General features: G+C 72.9%; 14 protein-coding genes and 2 pseudogenes. 4 read left to right on the top strand and 12 right to left on the bottom strand.

Annotation, left to right across the window (positions count from 1 at the left end):
- Positions 1-279 precede the first annotated feature (279 nt).
- Positions 280-942, top strand: a complete 663-nt coding sequence (locus tag ABTY56_RS34475; protein ID WP_350633322.1) for an NADPH-dependent F420 reductase — start codon at positions 280-282, stop codon at positions 940-942.
- A 94-nt stretch (positions 943-1036) separates the two neighbouring features.
- Here ABTY56_RS34475 and ABTY56_RS34470 read toward each other — a convergent pair whose 3' ends face one another.
- The 7 genes from ABTY56_RS34470 to ABTY56_RS34440 all read right to left on the bottom strand — a co-directional run bounded on the left by ABTY56_RS34470 (position 1037) and on the right by ABTY56_RS34440 (position 9010).
- On the bottom strand, positions 1037-2173 hold the full coding sequence (locus ABTY56_RS34470; RefSeq protein ID WP_350633321.1) for a LacI family DNA-binding transcriptional regulator: 1137 nt from the start codon (positions 2171-2173) through the stop codon (positions 1037-1039).
- Positions 2174-2215: 42 nt separating this feature from the next.
- Positions 2216-3934: a glycoside hydrolase family 36 protein gene (locus tag ABTY56_RS34465; protein ID WP_350633320.1), complete on the bottom strand. Its 1719-nt coding sequence runs from the start codon at positions 3932-3934 to the stop codon at positions 2216-2218.
- 5 nt (positions 3935-3939) lie between these two features.
- Entirely contained in the window at positions 3940-4827 is an 888-nt protein-coding gene (locus ABTY56_RS34460) for a carbohydrate ABC transporter permease (protein ID WP_350633319.1), read from the bottom strand.
- Entirely contained in the window at positions 4824-5747 is a 924-nt protein-coding gene (locus ABTY56_RS34455; protein WP_350633318.1) for a carbohydrate ABC transporter permease, read from the bottom strand. Before ABTY56_RS34455 ends, ABTY56_RS34460 begins: the two co-directional genes overlap by 4 nt.
- Positions 5744-7087 (bottom strand): extracellular solute-binding protein, encoded by a 1344-nt coding sequence (locus ABTY56_RS34450; protein ID WP_350633317.1) that lies wholly within the window; start codon positions 7085-7087, stop codon positions 5744-5746. The genes ABTY56_RS34455 and ABTY56_RS34450 overlap by 4 nt, the downstream gene beginning before the upstream one ends.
- A 248-nt stretch (positions 7088-7335) precedes the next feature.
- Positions 7336-8793: a diaminopimelate decarboxylase gene (lysA, locus tag ABTY56_RS34445; protein ID WP_350633316.1), complete on the bottom strand. Its 1458-nt coding sequence runs from the start codon at positions 8791-8793 to the stop codon at positions 7336-7338.
- 37 nt (positions 8794-8830) lie between these two features.
- Complete coding sequence (locus ABTY56_RS34440; protein ID WP_350633315.1) at positions 8831-9010, bottom strand: hypothetical protein; 180 nt, start codon at positions 9008-9010, stop codon at positions 8831-8833.
- Between the two features lie 321 nt (positions 9011-9331).
- Here ABTY56_RS34440 and kdpB point away from each other — a divergent pair, with 321 nt between their 5' ends.
- From kdpB to ABTY56_RS34425, 3 genes are all read left to right on the top strand, one after another.
- Positions 9332-11518: a potassium-transporting ATPase subunit KdpB gene (gene kdpB, locus ABTY56_RS34435; protein WP_350633314.1), complete on the top strand. Its 2187-nt coding sequence runs from the start codon at positions 9332-9334 to the stop codon at positions 11516-11518.
- A 262-nt stretch (positions 11519-11780) separates the two neighbouring features.
- Entirely contained in the window at positions 11781-12266 is a 486-nt protein-coding gene (locus ABTY56_RS34430) for a universal stress protein (RefSeq protein WP_350633313.1), read from the top strand.
- Between the two features lie 312 nt (positions 12267-12578).
- The gene (locus ABTY56_RS34425; RefSeq protein ID WP_350633312.1) at positions 12579-13043 is read left to right on the top strand and encodes a hypothetical protein; all 465 of its coding nucleotides are present in this window, start codon (positions 12579-12581) and stop codon (positions 13041-13043) included.
- On the opposite strand, the gene ABTY56_RS34420 is transcribed toward ABTY56_RS34425, so the two are convergent.
- The 5 genes and pseudogenes from ABTY56_RS34420 to ABTY56_RS34405 all read right to left on the bottom strand — a co-directional run bounded on the left by ABTY56_RS34420 (position 13037) and on the right by ABTY56_RS34405 (position 18082).
- Entirely contained in the window at positions 13037-13654 is a 618-nt protein-coding gene (locus ABTY56_RS34420) for a hypothetical protein (RefSeq protein ID WP_350633311.1), read from the bottom strand. The genes ABTY56_RS34425 and ABTY56_RS34420 overlap by 7 nt on opposite strands.
- Positions 13655-13747: 93 nt before the next feature.
- Positions 13748-14284 carry a hypothetical protein gene (locus ABTY56_RS34415; RefSeq protein WP_350633310.1) on the bottom strand — a complete coding sequence of 179 codons (537 nt, stop codon included), beginning with the start codon at positions 14282-14284 and terminating at the stop codon, positions 13748-13750.
- 147 nt (positions 14285-14431) lie between these two features.
- Positions 14432-14950 (bottom strand): annotated as a pseudogene (locus ABTY56_RS38910) (wHTH domain-containing protein); the annotation flags it as partial.
- A 1507-nt stretch (positions 14951-16457) separates the two neighbouring features.
- Positions 16458-17546 (bottom strand): annotated as a pseudogene (locus tag ABTY56_RS38905) (HD domain-containing protein); the annotation flags it as partial.
- Between the two features lie 71 nt (positions 17547-17617).
- On the bottom strand, positions 17618-18082 hold the full coding sequence (locus ABTY56_RS34405; protein WP_350633308.1) for a hypothetical protein: 465 nt from the start codon (positions 18080-18082) through the stop codon (positions 17618-17620).
- Positions 18083-18094 lie beyond the last annotated feature (12 nt).

Below are 18094 nucleotides of genomic sequence, written 5' to 3'. Positions count from 1 at the left end.
TCCGGCTACCGCTACGGGCAGCGCGCCTACCTCATCCAGCTGCGCCGCGCGGGCTCCGGCTCCGCCCTGATCGACCCGATCGCCTGCCCCGATGGTCCTGGCAGGACCAGGCACGAGGGGCCGCGGGGCCGGGCTCGGGCAAAGACCGCCCGGTTGCGGGGAATCGGAGCGGGAGGCCCGTCGTTGGGCCAAGGCGACGAGCCAGTAACGGAACTCGCGGAACGCACGGCACGCGCAGAACTCGCAGAACTCGCAGAACTCGCAGACGAGGGGCTTCCCATGAAGATCGGCATCATCGGCGCGGGCAACATCGGCGGCAACCTGACCCGGCGGCTGACCGCGCTCGGGCACGACGTCTCGGTGGCCAACTCGCGCGGCCCGCAGACGCTGACGGCCCTGGTCGAGGAGACGGGCGCGAAGGCGGTGCCGGTCGCCGAGGCGGCACGGGGCGCGCAGGTGGTGGTCGTGACCGTCCCGTTGAAGAACGTGCCGGACCTGCCCGCCGGGCTGTTCGACGAGGCCGCCGAGGGCGCGGTCGTGATCGACACCGGCAACTACTACCCGAAGGAGCGCGACGGCCGGATCGACGCGATCGAGGACGGCGGGCTCACCGAGAGCCGGTGGACGGAGCAGCACCTCGGCCACCCGGTGGTGAAGGTGTTCAACGGCACCTACGCGCAGGACCTGCTGGAGCGGCCGCTTCCGGCGGGCGACCCGGAGCGGCTCGCCGTCCCGGTCGCGGGGGACGACGAGGCGGCCAAGCGGGTCGTCCGGGCGCTGGTCGACGAGCTGGGCTTCGACACGGTGGACGCGGGCGGCCTCGACGAGTCCTGGCGCCAGCAGCCGGCCACCCCGGTGTACGGGCTGCGGGCCGGCGTCGAGGCCGTGACCCGGGCGCTCGCGGAGGCGTCCCCGGAGCGCCCGGCGGCCCACCGGGCCTGAGGCCTCGGGCGGACGGGCGGACGGGCGGACGGGCGGACGGTGTCGGCGGAGCACGGGTCGTCCCCTCACCCACTGCTCCCCCGCACCGGCCCCCTCACCCGCTGCTCCCCCGCACCACCAGCTCGGTGGGCAGCTCCAGGCCCGCCGCCGGTGCCGCCTCCCCCCGTACCCGGCCCAGCAGCCGGCCGACCAGCGCCCCGGCGATCGCCCGCAGCGGCAGCCGGACGGAGGTCAGCGCGGGGTGCAGGTGGCGGCAGAGCGGCGTGTCGTGGAAGCCGGTGACGGCCACCCCGCCGGGCCCGACCGGCAGCCCCTCCGCCCGGACCGCCTCGTACACGTCGAGCGCGAGCAGGTCGCTGCCGGCCGCGAAGGCGGTGGGCCGGTCGGGCCCGCGCAGCAGCGCCCGGACGGCGGCGACCGCGGAAGGCGCCGCGGGCTCCTCCCGTCCGGCCCTCGCCGCGGGCCCGTCCGCCGGCCGGTCCGAGGCCACGTCCGCCGGTCCGTCGTGCACCACGGGCGCCGGCCCCGCCTCCCCCGCCGCGCCGGGGAGCGCCACCGCGGACAGGCCCAGCCGCCGGGCCTCGGCGAGGAAGCCCGCCCGCCGGGCCGCCATCCAGGGCAGTTCCTCGTCGACCCCGAGGTAGCCGATCCGGCGGTGGCCCAGCGCCGCGAGGTGCCGCACCACCGCCGCCATCGCCGCGTCGTTGGCGATGTCCACCCAGTGCTGCGGCTCCCCCGGGCCGGTGCGGCCGAAGCTGACGAAGGGGATGCCGAGCCGCGCGACGTGCGCGATCCGGGTGTCCTCGGCCAGCACGTCCGCCAGGACCAGTCCGTCCACCTGACGGGCCGCCACCAGTTCGTCGATCGCGGCCACCGGGTCCCCGGCGGGCGGGGCGGGCCGGAACAGCAGCACCCGCTGCCCCTCGGCACCGGCCGCGTCGACCAGGGCCTCCAGGAAGCCGGCCATCAGCGGGTTGGGGTCGAGCGGGTCGTCCACCGGGGCGAGGTAGCCGAGGGTGCGCCGGGCGCCGCTGCGCAGCGAACGGGCCGACTGGTCGGGCTGGTAGCCGAGTTCGCGGATCGCGGTGGTGACCCGGTCGAGGGTCTCGGGGCGGACCCGGTGCGGGGCGTTGAGCGCGTTGGAGACGGTCTGCCGGGAGACCCCGGCCGCGCGGGCGACCTCCTCGATCGTGGTGGCGCCGCGGCGCGGTCGCTGCGGTCCCTCGGGCATCCGGTCTCCTCCAGGCGTGGTCGGCTGCGGCTCCGGGCGTGGTCAGCTGCGGCGCAGGGTCAGCAGCCCGCCGCGCGGCACGGGAACCGGTTCCGCACGGTCCAGCTCGACCTCGCCCTGCCGGACGATACGCCCCCGGGCGTCCTGCACCGTCATCGCGGCCGTCCCGCTGCCGCCGGTGAGCCGGACGTCCGGGTCGGCGTCGGCGTTGGCCACCAGCAGGGTGTGCCAGCCGTCGCCGGAGGCGTCCACCGGCAGTGCGGCGTAGCGGGCGACGGCGACGGTGTCGGCTCCGCGCGCGGTGACCATCGGGTAGCCGAGGTCCGGCCGGGCCGGGAGCAGTTCGCCGAGTTGCAGGGTCGCGGTGTGCTCACGGAAGACGCCGAGCCAGAAGGCGATCGCCTCGCGCTGCCCGTCGCTCTGCGCGGTGAGGTCGACGGAGATCTGCGGGACGGAGAACAGCACGTTGATCAGGTGGCAGGCGACCTGCTCCGGCGGCTCGGCCGGGTGCCACATCAGCATGTCGGCGTGGACGGGTACGGGCCCGGCGGCGAGCCGCACGTCGATGGTCCGCTGCCGGTTCTCCTGCGGGCTGAGCGGGCAGTCGGTGGCGCGGACCATGGTGACGTACGGCCACAGGCCGGGGCTGACGTACGGCTGGCGGTGCTCGATCATGGCGTCGGGGTTCGCGGCGGTGATCCGGCGGCGGATTCCGGCGAGCAGCCGCTCGACGCCCTCGTCCACGCTCGCGCAGTCCGCCTCGGGGCCGGCCGCCGGCGCGCCGTCGCGGTCCCGGGCGAACCAGTCGACGAAGTCGACCTTGAGGCCGTCCATGCCCCACTCCTCGACTGCGCGGGCGAGCCGGTCGGTGAGGAAGGCGCGGACCTCGGGGTAGCGCGGGTCGGCGACGACCGCGCCCATGTGGGCGGCGTCGGCGAGCGCGTAGTGGCCGATCCGCTGGTACGCGGCACTGTCCTTGCCGACGAACGGCAGCGCGTACCAGAGCAGGTAGCGCACGCCGAGTTCGTGGACGCGTCGTACGTGGGCGGCGGTGTCGGGCAGCGAGACGGGCTCCCAGTCGCCGCAGTGGGCGTAGCCGCGGGTGCGGTCGGCGGTCATCCAGCCGTCGTCCACGATGATCACGTCCAGGCCGAGTTCCTTGCCGAGCGCGGCCTGGGTCTCGACGCCCTTGGGCGAGACGTCCTGGTGCAGGGAGTACCAGGTGGAGTACGCGGGGCGGCGGGCGGCCTCGGGGATGTCGGCGGTGCGGTCGGCGCCCCACCAGGCGGCGAGTTCGGCCAGGCTGCGGGCGTAGTGCCGGCGGGAGGTGTCGATCCGGACCGTGAGCCGGTCGGTGGCCTGGGCCCAGAACCGGAACTCGCCGCTCTCCTCGACCACTCCGGCCCCGGCCAGCACGTCGGGGCGCCCGGCGGCGAAGGCGCACAGCGCGACGTCGCCGGTGCCGACGAGCGCGGCGATCGGCGCGCCGCGGGTCAGGCCGGTGCGGCGCGGGGCGCTCCAGGCGGCGGGCAGCCAGCCGGTGCCGCGCGGCTCGGGCGTCCACAGGGCCGTGGCGTCGACGCAGGGCACCCGCCACTCGATCCGGACCTCGCCCGCGCCCTCGGCGCTCACCTCCAGCACCCCGTCGGCGATCTCCCGGGCCGTGGCCGCGCCGCTGACCCGCAGGTCCAGCCCCTGGGCGTGCAGCGGACGCAGGCCGCCGGCGGCGGTGGGGGCGTGCGGCTCCCAGATGTCGGTCACGGTCGTCATCCCTTCGTGGCGCCGGCCAGCAGGCCGGAGATGAACTGCCGTTGGAGGACCAGGAAGAGGACCATCATCGGCAGGGTGGACAGCGCGGTGCCGGAGAGGATCGCGCCGTAGTCGGTGTTGGACTTGTTGCCGTGCAGGGTCGCCAGGGCGACGGGCAGGGTGTGCATCTCGGGGCTGCGCAGGGCGATCAGCGGCCAGACGAACTGGTTCCAGGAGCCCAGGAAGAGGAAGATCGAGAGGGCCGCCAGTACCGGCCGCATGACCGGCACGACGACGCTCCACAGCACCCGCAGCTCACCCGCTCCGTCGACCCGGGCGGCGTCCAGGAGTTCGTCCGGCAGACTGCTCAGCGACTGCCGCATCAGGAAGATGGCGAAGGGCACGCACAGACCGGGCAGGATCAGCGCCTGGTAGGTGTCCAGCAGGCCGAAGTCCGTCATCATCTTGAACAGCGGTACCAGTACGACCTGTTCGGGCACCACGAGGGTGGAGAGCAGCAGGGCGAACAACAGGGTGCGGCCGCGGAAGCGGAACTTGGCGAAGGCGTAGCCGGCGAGCAGCGCCACGACGAGCGCGCCCAGCGTCTGGACCCCCGCCACCAGCAGGGAGTTGCCGACCACCCTGAACAGGCCGATCTTCTGCTGGAGGTGGCTCAGGTTCTCGCCGAGGCTCCCGCCGGGCAGCAGCTTGGGCGGCCAGTCGAAGACTTCGGTGTCCTTGCGGGTCGCGGAGACCACCAGCCAGTAGAAGGGGGCGATCGACAGCCCGGTGATGCCGGCGAGGAGGAAGGTCAGCGGCCAGCCGCGCAGCTTCTTGAGGGTCGTGCTCTTGAGGGCCGTGCTCTTGAGAGTCGTGCTCTTGGAGGTCGTGCTCTTGGAGGTCACTTGTCGCGCTCTCCCATCAGGCGCATCTGGACGGCGCCGAGCACCGACACGATCAGGGTGAGCGCGTAGGCGATCGCGGAGGCGTAACCGAAGTCGAAGTACCGGAAGCCGTTCTGGTACAGGTACATGGAGACGGTCAGGGTGGCGTTGTCCGGCCCGCCGCCGGTCAACACGTAGGGTTCGTCGAAGAGTTGGAGGGTGCCGATGGTGGACAGCACGACCGTGAACAGCAGCACCGGGCGCAGCGCGGGAACGGTGATCGAGGTGAAGCGGCGGATCGGGCCGGCGCCGTCGACCATCGCGGCCTCGTACAGCTCCCTCGGGATGGACTGGAGTCCGGCGAGGTAGATGACGGCGTTGTAGCCGGTGTAGTGCCAGGTGAGCACCACGACGACGGCCATCCGGGCCCAGACGGGCTGCCCCAGCCAGTCGACGGAGGGCAGACCGACGGCGTTGAGCGCCCAGTTGACCGCGCCGTCGTCGGCCTTGAGCAGGTAGGCGAACATCACGCCGGTGGCGACCAGGCCGGTGACCGAGGGCATGAAGACGCCGAGCCGCCACACCGTGCGCCAGCGCACCAGCGCGGAGTTGATGCCGACGGCCATCAGCAGGGCCAGTCCGAGCATCAGCGGGACCTGCACGACGAGGATCTCGCCGGTGTTGCGCAGGGCCGTCCAGAACAGCGGATCGTCCATCAGGCGGCGGTAGTTGGCGAGCCCTGCGTTGCGGGTGGCGGTGCCGGAGCCGGTGGTGAAGGAGAGCAGCAGCGAGTCGATGACCGGGTAGGCCTTGAACACGCCGAAGGTGAGCAGGGCGGGGGCGAGCAGCAGGTACGGCAGTGCGGTGCGACGCCGGCGGGCGGTGCGGTGGGCCCGCGCGGCGTTCTTGGCAAGGGTGACGGACGGAGTGGTGGCGGTCATGCGATCGTGCGTCCGGTCTGCTGGGCGAGCTGCTTGGCGGCGTCCTGGAGGACGGCGGCCGGGTCGGCGCCCTTGAGGAGGACCTTGGTCTGGGCGTCGCTGACGAGCTTGAGGGCCCGGGCGTAGTCGCCGGAGTAGTTGGTGGGGTCGCCGCCGTCGGTGGCGAGGTCGGCGAAGGTCTTGAGCACCGGCTGGCCGCCGTAGTAGGCGCTCGGCGCGGAGTACAGCGGGTCGGTGTAGGCCGTGGTGAGGGCCGGGAAGACGCCGCCGGCGTTGAACATGGCGTTCACCGAGGCGGTGCGGGTGAGCGCGTACTCGACGAACTTCCAGGCGGCGCGGCGGCGCGGGCTGGAGGCGGAGACGGCCAGGTGGGTGGAGTTGACCAGGGCGGTGCGCTTGCCGCCGGGAGTCACTGCCGGGGGCTTGGTGAGGCGCCAGTTGCCGCTCTGGTCGGGGAATTTCTTCTCCAGGTAGTGCGCGACCCACGCGGGCATCGCGGCCACCGCGAGCTTGCCCGACTTCATCACGGGCACCCAGCTCTGGACGCCGGGGGTGTCGCCGATCAGTCCGGCCTCCTCCAGCCGCTTGACGATGGTCAGGGCGCGCACGGCCGGTTCGGAGGCGACGGTGATCTTCCCCTGGAGGTCGAAGTAGAAGGCGCCCTGGAGCTGCATCAGGCCCTGGAGGAAGTCCAGGTCGGGGGTGGGATTGGCGGCCTTGTTGAGGCCGATCACGGCGATGCCGGGGTTGGCGGCCTTGAAGCGGTCTGCGGCGGCGATCAGGTCGTCCCAGGTGGTGAGGGACTCGGGATCGATGCCCGCCTTGTCGAAGTAGTCCTTGCGGTAGAAGAAGCCGAGCGGGTTGACCTCCCACGGCAGTGCGTAGGCGTGGCCGTCCTTGCCGGTGACGACCGGCCACAGGCCCTTGGCGAACTCGTCCTTGTGCGCGTCGGCGCCGAGCTCGGAGAGGTTGGCCAGGCCCCCGGGGAACTTCTCCATGTAACCGGGCAGGTAGTCGCAGCCGATGTGCAGGACGTCGCCGAGGCCCTGTCCGCCGGCCGCCAGGCCGACGGTGATCTTGTCCCAGATGGCCGGTTCCCCGATGTCCTGGACGTCGACCTTGATCCCGGGGTTGTCCTTCTCGAAGGCCGGGACGATCCCGCGCAGGGCCTCGGCCGCGGTGGCCCAGGACCAGACGGTGACGGTCCCGGTGTCGGCGTCTCCGCCGGAGGCGCTCCCCGAGCCGGAGCCGCCGCAGGCCGCGAGGGTGCCGCCGGCGGCGAGGGCCAGCAGGCCCGCTCCGGAGGTTCGGAGCAGGTCGCGGCGAGAAAGGTGTGACATTGCATTCCTCTCGGTGGGGCGGCACTGAAGGGAGGGGAGGGGGAGGGTGGGCGGGGCTCGCCCGGGCCGTGAAGCGTATTGAACGATTTGAACGTTCAAACACACAAAACAAACCAGAACCAAACAGGCTCCAACGGGCGGGACACAGCAAACGCCCGCCCTCCCCGTGCCGTCAAGAGGTGCGCACGGGAAGGGCGGGCTCCGCAACCGTTCCGTTATCAGCCGCTCGGTGCCCTCGCTCCGAAGAGCTAGCGCCCCACCTCGCGCAGCCGGAAGTCCTCCACCGTCTCCCGGCGGATCAGCAGCCGCGCCCGGCCGTCCCGCACCGCGGCGACCGCCGGGCGGCCGACCAGGTTGTAGCCGGAGGCCATCGACAGCTGGTACGCCCCGGCCGCCGGGACGGCCAGCAGGTCCCCCGGCCGTACGTCGGCGGGCAGCACCGCGTCCCGCACCAGCACGTCCCCGGCCTCGCAGTGGCGCCCCACCACGTCCACCCGGGCCGCGCCCGCCTCCGAGCGGCGGCCCACCAGGCGCACGCTGTACGGCGATCCGTACAGCGCCGGACGCGGATTGTCGCTCATCCCGCCGTCCACCGCGACGAAGCAGCGGCCGTCCGCGACGTGCTTCACCGACAGCACCCGGTACACCGCCACGGCGGCCGGGCCGGCCACCGCACGGCCCGGCTCCACCACCAGCCGGGGCACCTCCAGCCCGGCCTCCGCGCAGCGCACCGCCACCCGGTCGGTCACCCGCACCGCGAACTCGGCGAGGTCCAACTCCGCGTCCCCCGGCAGGTACCCGATGCCGTGGCCGCCCCCGAGGTCCAGCTCGGACAGTTCCACGCCGTGGCGGTCCCGGATCTCCGCCAGCAGGCCCACCAGCGCGTCCACCGCCTGCAGGTACGGCTCCACCTCGGTGATCTGCGACCCCACGTGGCAGTGCAGACCGGCGAGTTCGAGCCCCGGCTGGTCGAGCACCCGGGCGACCGCGTCGGCCGCGTCGCCGCCCTCGATCGGGAAACCGAACTTCTGCCCGCCGACACCGGTCCGCACCGCCGCGTGGTGCCCGGCCGCGATCCCCGGAACGACCCGGACCAGCACCTTCTGCGGGGTGTCGGCCGCCACCAGCGCGGCCAGCCGGGCGATCTCGGCCGGCCCGTCGATGACGATCCGCCCCACCCGCAGCCGCCGGGCCAGCCGCAGCTCCTCCGGGGACTTCGCGTTGCCATGCAGCAGGATCCGCTGCGCCGGGAAGCCCGCCGAGACCGCCAGCCACAGCTCGCCGGACGAGCAGACGTCCAGTCCCAGGCCCTCGTCGGCCACCCAGTCGGCCATCGCGCTGCACAGGAAGGCCTTGGCCGCGTACAGCACCTCGGCGTGCGGCAGCGCCCGCCGGTACGCCCGCGCCCTGGCCCGCACCTCGCCCTCGTCCAGCACGTACAGCGGGGTGCCGAACCGCTCGGCGGCCTCGGCCAGGCCGACCCCGCCGACCAGCACGTCGGCTCCCCGGCCGGGCCGCGCCGAGGCCGGCCAGGGGGCGCCGAGGTGGTCGACGGCGGAGGCATCGGTGGCGTCGTTGGCGGTGGCATCGGTGGCGGTGGCGTCGTTGGCGGTGGCGGAGGCGGAGGCGTCGGTGGCGGGAGCGTCCGCAACGGGAGCGCCGGTGGCGGATCGGCCGGCTGCGGGAGGGGCGAAGAGCTGGGTCATGGGGATGCTCCTGGCGGTGGGTCGGGGTGGCGGCCGGTCAGTCCTCGTAGTGCATCGCGAAGCGGCAGTGCGACGGGCGGGCGCGGACGCGGTCACGCTCGTCCACCGGGGCCGGATCCGGCGGCTCGGGCCGGTCCTGGCGCCCTGCGGCGGACACCAGGCGGACGGTGCGCTCCAGCGGCCGGTCGACGTCTACGACGAGGGTGGCGGTGGTCATGGCGGGTCCTCTCGGTGGTGGGCCGTGCGGCTCGCCCCGGTGGCGGGCCGCACGGCCGTTCACCTCCAGTGGAGACCCTCCGCACACCGACCGCACCCGTCCTTGACGGATGGCCTACGCCCCCGCCGCCGACCTTGACGTTCCCCTGACAGTGCCGCAGCCCCGGTGTCAGGGAGCTGTCAAGGAAGGCCGTCCCGCCGCCAAGCCTGCGTCAAGAGCGGCATGGCGCGCGGTCCGGCGGTGATGGGCTGTCCGCCGTCCCCGCCGATACCCGAACCGCCGCCCCACCCGACCGGGCGGCCCGGAAGGTCCCCCGAGACGATGCGCCGTTCGGCCCTCACCACCCCGGACACCACCACCGACCGGCAGAACTGGTTCCGCCGCCCGGAGCGGACCCCGACGCCGGCACCCGAGCCGCCGCCGAGCCACCGGCCCACGTCACCGAGCGGCCGACGCCGGCTCATCACCCGGCAGCAGCTGGCCGAGGCGCTGCCCGCCGCCGTCCGCAAGCTGCACCCGCGCATGATGATGCGCAACCCGGTGATGCTGGTCGTCGAGACCGGCTCCGCGCTCACCACCATCAGCGCCGTCATCCACCCGGGCGTCTTCGCCTGGGTGATCTCGTTCTGGCTGTGGCTGACCGTGCTCTTCGCCAACCTCGCCGAGGCCGTCGCCGAGAGCCGCGGCAAGGCGCAGGCCGATTCGCTGCGCAGCGCCCAGGCCGGCACCACCGCCCGGCGGCTGCTGCACTGGCGGGTCGGCATCCGTGACCACCGCCACGAACTCATCCCCGCCGAGCAGTTGCTGCTGCACGACATCGTCCTGGTGCAGGCCGGTGAGGCGATCCCGCAGGACGGCGAGGTGGTCGAGGGCGTCGCCACGGTGGACGAGTCGGCGATCACCGGGGAGTCCGCGCCGGTGATCCGCGAGTCCGGCGGCGACCGCACCGGCGTCACCGGCGGCACGAAGGTGCTCTCCGACCACCTGGTCGTCCGGGTCACCTCGCGGCCCGGGCACAGCTTCGTCGACCGGATGATCGCCCTGGTCGAGGGCGCCGACCGGCAGAAGACGCCGAACGAGATCGCGCTGAACATCCTGCTCGCCTCGCTGACCATCGTCTTCCTGCTCTCGGTGGTCTCGCTCCAGCCGATGGCCATCTACGCGAACGCGCCGCAGACCACCATCGTGCTGGTCGCGCTGATGGTCGCGCTCATCCCGACCACGATCGGCGCACTGCTCTCGGCGATCGGCATCGCCGGCATGGACCGGCTCGTCCAGCGCAACGTGGTCGCCCTCTCCGGGCGCGCCGTCGAGGCCGCCGGGGACGTCGACGTGCTGCTGCTCGACAAGACCGGCACCATCACCCACGGCAACCGCCGGGCCGTCGCCCTGCACCCGCTGCCCGGCGCGACCACCGAACAGCTCGCCGAGGCCGCCCAGTTGGCCTCCGTCGCGGACGAGACGCCGGAGGGGCGCTCGCTGGTCGAGCTGACGAACCGTCAGTACTGGGTGCCGCCGCGCTCCCCCGGCGAGCTGGGTGAGCAGCGGCCCGTCCCGTTCACCGCGCACAGCCGGATGAGCGGGGTCGACCTGCGCTGGCCCGACGGCACCAGCTGCCTGATCCGCAAGGGCGCCGCAAGCGCCGTCGCCCGCTGGGTGGTGGACTCCGGCGGACGCCTGCCGATGGAGGCCGAGCCGCTGGTCGGCCGGATCGCCGAGGCCGGCGGCACCCCGCTGCTGGTCGCCGTCCACGACCGGCACGGCGCCCGCGCGCTCGGCGTGGTCGAGCTGAAGGACGTGGTGAAGGAGGGCATCGCCGAACGCTTCGCCGAACTGCGCCGGATGGGCATCCGCACGGTCATGGTCACCGGCGACAACCCGCTGACCGCCAGGGCGATCGCGGAGGAGGCCGGCGTGGACGACTTCCTCGCCGAGGCCACCCCCGAGGACAAACTCGCCCACCTGCGGCGCGAACAGGCCGCCGGGAACATGGTCGCGATGACCGGCGACGGCACCAACGACGCCCCCGCCCTCGCCCAGGCCGACGTCGGCGTCGCGATGAACTCCGGCACCCCGGCCGCCAAGGAGGCCGGCAACATGGTCGACCTCGACTCCAACCCGGCGAAGCTGATCGACATCATCCGGGTCGGCAAGCAACTGCTCATCACCCGCGGCGCGTTGACGACCTTCTCGATCACCAACGACGTGGCCAAGTTCTTCGCGATCATCCCCGCGATGTTCGCGAACGCCTACCCTGGGCTGCACCACCTCAACATCATGGGCCTGCACAGCCCCACCTCGGCGATCGCCTCCGCGATCATCTTCAACGCACTGATCATCGTCGCCCTGATTCCGCTCGCGCTGCGCGGCGTCCGCTACCAGCCCGCCTCCGCGACCGACCTGCTCCGGCGCAACCTGCGGGTCTACGGACTGGGCGGGCTGGTGCTGCCGTTCCTCGGCATCAAGGCGATCGACCTGCTGATCCGGTTCGTACCCGGACTCGGCTGAGCACCGTCGCCGGCCCTGTCAGGAGGCCGTCAAGATGGGTGCGACCGGCGTCATGGTGGTGTCAGCGCCGGTACGGACGGGTCGGTTCCGGGGTTCACTGGAGGCGTCCGCAGCGCAGCGAGGAGAACCGAACCGGCGAATCCCACCGGACCCACCCGCGGGACGGGCCACCGGACGGACAGGCCGCTGGACAGGCCCGCCGGACGGACCACCGGACGGACAGACCACCGGAGCGAATCCGGAGAGACGGAGGCGAACGGCCATGACCGGGACCACCCGAGTGATCGTCGGCCTGAGCGGATCCCTGAGCAGTCTGGCCGCCCTCTACCACGCCGTCGGCGAGGCGGCCCGGCACCAGGCGGTGCTGGTGCCCGTCGCCGCATGGCCGGCCGGCGAACGGGACGCGCTGCGCCCGCGCTTCGAACTGGAGCACGCCGCCCGCCGACGCCTCGACGTCGCCTTCGACCAGGCCTACGGCGGGTACCCGTCCGGCCTGGTCATCCACCCGCTGGTGGTCAACTCCGACCCCGGGCGCGCCCTGGTCGGCGCCGTCACCGGCCCGGACGACCTGCTCGTCCTCGGCGCCGCCGGCCGCCGCCGGTTCGACCGCCTGCGCCACGGCTCGGTCGCCCGCCACTGCCGCCACCGGGCCGGCTGCCGGGTGGTCGAGGTCTCGCCCTCCGCACTCCTCACCCGCCTCGAACTCCCCGCCCGCACCGGCGCACCGCTGCCGCTCCTGGCCCGCTGACGCCCGGACCCCCGCTCCCGCCCGGGCACGGCCCCGCCCGGGCGCAGCCGTACGATCGGATTCCACAACCTCGACCACGCCGCCGCCTTCGACCTGCCCCGACCGACTGCGCCGACTGGGAGCAGCTTCCGAAACGAGTGCCGCCAACCCGTGGGACAGACACCTCTATTGACGATGCGTCAACTCCGCTCCCGGGTTTCACCACCAGGCCTCTCGCGGCGTGCCCCGGGACCGGCCGCCACCGTTGTACGGGAGGTGAATCGCCGCGCCCGCCCGAAAGCCCCGGTCGCCCCGCCGAGGAAGAGGTTCCGCATGTCGACGTCCCGGCTCCATCCGCGCCCCGGAGAAGCCGCGGCGCTGCTCACCGTGCTCGGCCTGCTCATTCTGGAGGAGATCACCCTGGGCGTGGCCGAGGAGGACGAACGCCCCGTCATCGGCGGCATCCTGATCGGCGCCTCCGGAACCGGACTCCTCGTGGTCGGCGCCGTACTCCTCACCCGCTGGCTCGACGCCCGCCGCCCGCTCCCCCTGCCGCCGGTCGGCCCCAACGGCCGCGAGTACAGCGCCCGTGCCCTCGAAGGCTTCCCCATGGAGGCCGTCCGCCCCCTGCTGCTCGCCGAGAACGCCCCCGAGCTCGACCGGCTCTACTCCGCCTGGGTGCTCGCCCGCTCAGGCCGCGCGGCCCCCTGGATCGCCCGTCGGCTCGACATCCCGCTCGCCGCCGCCCACCTCCTGGTCGACGCCGCCCGCTCACCTGAGCTCGATCAACGTCACTGACCCGGCGCCGCGTTCGCCTGCGCCACCAGGTACGGCACCAGAGCGCGCTCCACCAGCGCCACCCGCCAGGCGTCCCGCGCCCGCAGCAACTCCCCCGCCCCGTCTGCCTCCTCGGCCGCCGTCTCGGCGGGCCGGGCCGCCGCACCCAGCAACCCCAGCCCGCCGACCAGCAGACTCACCGCCGCCACCGCGGCCGCGACCCACCCGGCCTCCACCAACGCGTGCGCCGGGACCGCCAGGTCCTCGACCAGGTTCAGCGCGAAGCCCAGCAGCAGGAAGATCACCGCCGCCGCCCCGGCGATGATCGGCACCACCACCCCCAGCACCCCCCACCACCCCGACGCCCGCTCCCGCTCCGGCTCGTCCACCGGCAGCCGCGCCACCGCGTCCGCATCCGCCCGCAGGGCCGCGTACCGCTCGTACTCCGGTGCCGCCGCGGCCAGCACGAACTCCGCGTCCTCCCGCGCTGCCCGCCGCAACGACTCCACCCCGCGCGCCTCACCGCCGGCACCCCGCAACGCCTCCCGCACCTGCGGCGCGGCGAGGGCCCGCCCGAGCGCCGTCTCGAAGTCCGCCCGATCCTGCTGCGGCAGCCGAAGCGGCTTGTGCATGTCGCGTCCCCGTTCACCGGTCGTGATGTTCTACAGAACTGTAGAACATCACGCCGCGCCCCAGCAGCCCCGGTTCAGAGGTGGCTCCGGAAGCTACGAGGGGTCCACCAACGGCACCCGGGCAAGCGCCTCGCGAATCCACTCGGCGAGATCGGGCACCGGGAGACCCCACGAGCGGTACCACTCGACGATCTTCGCCATCGGGTGCCCGGTCCGCAGCGACAACCTCAGCAAGTCCGCCAACGAGAGGTCCTCGACCCACAACAGGCCCATCGACCAGGACCCAGAGCGTTTGAGGAGCTCCAACGCCTGTTCCATCGTGAGCCCGTCCGGCAGGTCGTCGCTGGACGGAACGATCCCACGTGCCCTCAGGTGGCCGGCCAACTCGGCCGGACGCCGCCGAAGAAGGCGAGCCGCCAAGATCAACCGGGCGAACGGCACCGGATCCCCCAGCCGCAGATCACCCCACTCCATCACACCGTCGGGCGAGAAGAGTTCCTCGTCCAACCGGGTGAAGTCCTCCGGCAGGACGATCGGGAGCTCCGCACCGTAGGCCCCGAGCCGCTCGATCACCTCACGCGGCGAGGTCTTCCTCGCCGCCGCCAGGGCGAAGAGCCGCTCGTAGGTCATCTCGGACACGTCGCTCCACCACGTGCCCTTCCGCTCGAAGAGCTCCAGGTCCCGGACACAGGCGTCCTCCGGAACACGCGGCACCCGGAACCCGACGGTCCGGAGCACCTCGGCAGCTCGCTCCGGCGTGATCCCGATGTCCTGCGCCGCGCGCAGCAGGTGATCCGCTGGTACCGCCTTGGACCGCTTCAACCAGGGACTCCAACCGTTGAGGTTCAGGCTGAGCAATGCCAAGGTCTCGTCGGAGGGGAACGGCGGCAGGCCCGTGGCGTCCCCGGCGAGGCCGTGGCATGCCACCGCCGCACAGACCTCGTCGATCGGGATCCCGAGCACTCGACCGGCCCTGACGAGATGGCCGGGCTCGACCGCTCCCCCCCGGCTCGGGGCCGCTCCAGAAGGTCCCTTTCCCGGACCGCCTCCAGAGCAGGACGGGATCGGTGTCGACGGCAATGGCGAGGTCCACGACCTCGCGCGCGACCGTCCGGCCCGCAGCGACCCAGGCGACCGCGGCTTCCGCCACGGGGATTCCCCCACAGTCCGCCATGACCAGAAGATTGTTGACCCGCGCGGGCTCACGATCCGGCGACGGCACACCGAGGCGCAGGTCGCTGCGGCGCGACACACCGAGGTCGTCGGCCCGGGCCCGGGCGGTCTCCGGTGTGACATCCAGGATCCGCGAGAGTTCCGAGATCCAGTCGTCGCCCAGGTGCGCCAAGGCCCACGACCTGTTGTCGAAAAGGCGATCGCGTGGCGCGAGCACGGCGATGTCGGAAGGCATCGCCGGACGCACATTCCGCACCTCCGCCAACTCCGGGCAGATTTCGACGAGTTCACGGAAGCGATCGTCCAACCCGTGCGCCATCGCCCGCCACAGCAGAACGTGGTCGGGCGGGCTGCCCGGAACGATCCCGTTGGGGAACTCGTCAAGTGTCTCGAACGACCGGAGAATCCCGTCGTCCGCCAGGAAGCAGCCGGTGCGACGGGTTTCGTACTCGACACCCTGGTGTTCGAGTTTGCGGTCCTGAGCAACGACCTCAGCAGCCACCAGATCGGCGACGTGGTAGTTGCTTTCCGTCACCCGGTGGATCCACTCCATGCCCAACACGGCGGAGTCGTGGCTCACGAACTCGTTCACCGCCGCCTCCAGCAGTTCCCGGACCACCTGCGACAGGTCGCTGATGACCCGCCGCCGATCCACCGACAGCTTGCCCGGCGACAGTTGCCCGGTGAGGTTCACCACGACCCCGTCCAACCCGCCGCGCGAGACCACCCCACGAACGACCTCCGGCTCCACCACCAGCCCGTCCACCAGGAGCGCCCCGCCGTGCTCGCACCATGTCACCTGCGCGCCCTTCGGGGCGTCGGCCCATGTCGACATCCGCCCCCAGGCGTTGAAGCCGAAGGCTTCGCCTTGCGGTGCCTCCCGACGGCCCACAACTCCGGATGTCCATACCGCCTCCCGGTCACCCTGAACCGCGGTCGTCCGGAACTCCCCGACGGCCAGGAGGCGTTCGAGTACTTCGACGACTGACCAGGACGTGTCGAGGTCGACGTCGTCCCGCAGGTAGAGGCGGACCGTGGTGCCGGGCTCGCGCCCGACGGCCGATCGTTCGACGATGCGGAAGAGGTGGCCGGGGCCGTGGATGGAGACCTCCAGCAGCGGGCCCCGGCGGCCGGTGGCGTCCATCCGGCAGGTCGTCACCCGGATCTCGTCGGCGAGCATGAAGTAGCTCAGTACGCCGATGCCGAAACGGCTGTTGGGGTACAGCTCGACGGGTGGGTCGGCCTTTCGCCACTCGGCGCGTTCGAGTTTGAAGTCCAGTTGCTCGGCGAAGCGGGCGCCGGCATTGGAGAAGACGCCCCTCAGCTCCGCCTCGCCCATGCCGACGCCGTTGTCCTGGCATTCCAGGTAGGCGCGTCCCTCCCCGTCCACGCCTTGGCGGAAGTCGATGCGGCCGTCGTAGGTGAAGCTGGCGCCCAGGGTGTTGGTACGGTCGAGGTATTCGGTGCGTGCGCGGCGGTAGCGGCAGGCGTCGAGGGCGTTCTGGTAGAGCTCGCGGACGGCCAGGTCCCGGTCGCGGTAGAGCTCGACGCCCATCAGCAGGCTGCGCACCCGGCGTTCGTCCAGCCGGAACCGCGCCCAGCCGGTGAAGGCGCCGCCGGCGGGGGCGGCTTCGTCGGAGGTGAGGCGGGTGGGGAGTGGGTGGTTCACCAGCACGCGGCGGATGGAGTGGAGGAGTTCGTCGGCCCTGGCCGTGTACTCGCGCAGGCCTTCGACGACCGCCTCGTGGTGACACTCCGCGCGCAGCACGGGCAGGTCGTACGACCCTCCCCACGCCGCCTCGTCCAGGGTCCGTCGCAGGGCGGCGAGGTCGACCTCGTGCGGGATGCCGAGGTGTTCGGCGACGATGTCGGGCAGGGCGGTGGTCTCGATGGCGGTGCCGTAGGCGAGGGCCAGCAGCAGGGCCAGTCTCGGCTCCCGGACGTGCTGTTCGCCGGGGGCCCGCAGGTGGTCGTCGGCGCTGAGGCCGGCGAGGTAGTCGCGGTTGGTGACGTCGGGGCCGCGGCGGAGGCCGTGCAGGAGGGCGCAGACCCGCTTCACCGAGAAGGTCTCGCCGAGTTCCGCGAGCGGCGGCAGCGCGTCGAGGAGTTCACGGACGCCGTCGGGGTCGGCGAGGTCCTCGTGCTGGTCGAGCCAGCGGTGGTACAGCCACCAGCCGAGCGGCGTGGCCGAGTGGGGCCGGGTGCGGGCTCGGTGGGTGAGCAGGTCGTGGGCCTCGATGGACTGCTCGTACGCCGTGCGGTCGCCGTCGGAATCACCCGACGCCTGCAGGTCGGTCGGCCGGACGGATGCCCGGGCGGCGGCCAGGCCCAGTGAGCGGACCCGGTAGAGGAACGGGAGTACGGTCAGCAGTGCCGCCTCGGCCGGGTAGAGGTCGAGCGGCTCGTCTCCGAGCAGCCAACCGACCCGCGAGGCGAAGCGGACCGCGATCCCGGGGTCCTGCCAGGGGTCGTCCGCGAGGGCTTCCGTGAGGGCGGCCCGGTCGCGCAGGCGGGCCAGGCGGCGGACGGCTGCGAGCGCCGCCCGCCGGTACGGTTCGGTGTCCCGGTCGGACCGGACGTGGTGCCAGGCCCGGGATTCGGCGGCGGCGTGCGCCCAGGGATCGTCCGCGTCGGTGACGGCCGGGGGACGCCGTCCGTCCAGGTAGACGTTTCCGATGTACCCGGCCTGGACGGCGTCCCCGTGCACGGTGCCGTTCATCGTGTTCGAGCTGTCGACCACTGCTCGCGCCCCTCCCCGTGTGCAGGGCACGAGCGTAGGGCAGTCCCGGGTCAGCTCGTGGTGGCGGCGGGGGCGGCCGGCGCGGTGGTGAGGGTGACGCGCTTGGCGTCCGCCGCGGCCGGCGGGGTGGCGCCGAGGTTGGAGACGGTGGCGGTCAGCACGGCGTCGACGTCGGGGATCCAGTTGAAGGTCTTGGACTGGACGACGATCTGCCGTTGCTGCTGCGTCCCGTCGCAGACCACGTCCGCCTCGGCCGTCCGGCTGGAGCCGAAGGCGATCGAGGAGGAGTCCTGCGGGTCCTTCTGCTCGACGGAGACGGTGAGCGAGCGGGCCTCGTCGGCGACCGAGCAGAGGTAGTCGACGTCGACCCGGACGCGGCCGGGCAGTTTCGGGTCGATCTTGGCGTCGCCGAGGGTGACGACGGTGGTGGCGGGGACCGGGTCGTCGGCCTGGGCGGGTGCGGCGAGGCCGGTGAGGGCCGTGGTGACGACCGCCAGGATGATCCACCGTTGCACTGCAACCTCCCT

The organism is Kitasatospora sp. NPDC097691 (assembly GCF_040302665.1).
In the GTDB taxonomy this organism is placed as follows: Bacteria; Actinomycetota; Actinomycetes; order Streptomycetales; family Streptomycetaceae; genus Kitasatospora.
Note: the sequence above shows the minus strand (reverse complement) of the source record. Positions and strands in the feature narration are given on the sequence as shown.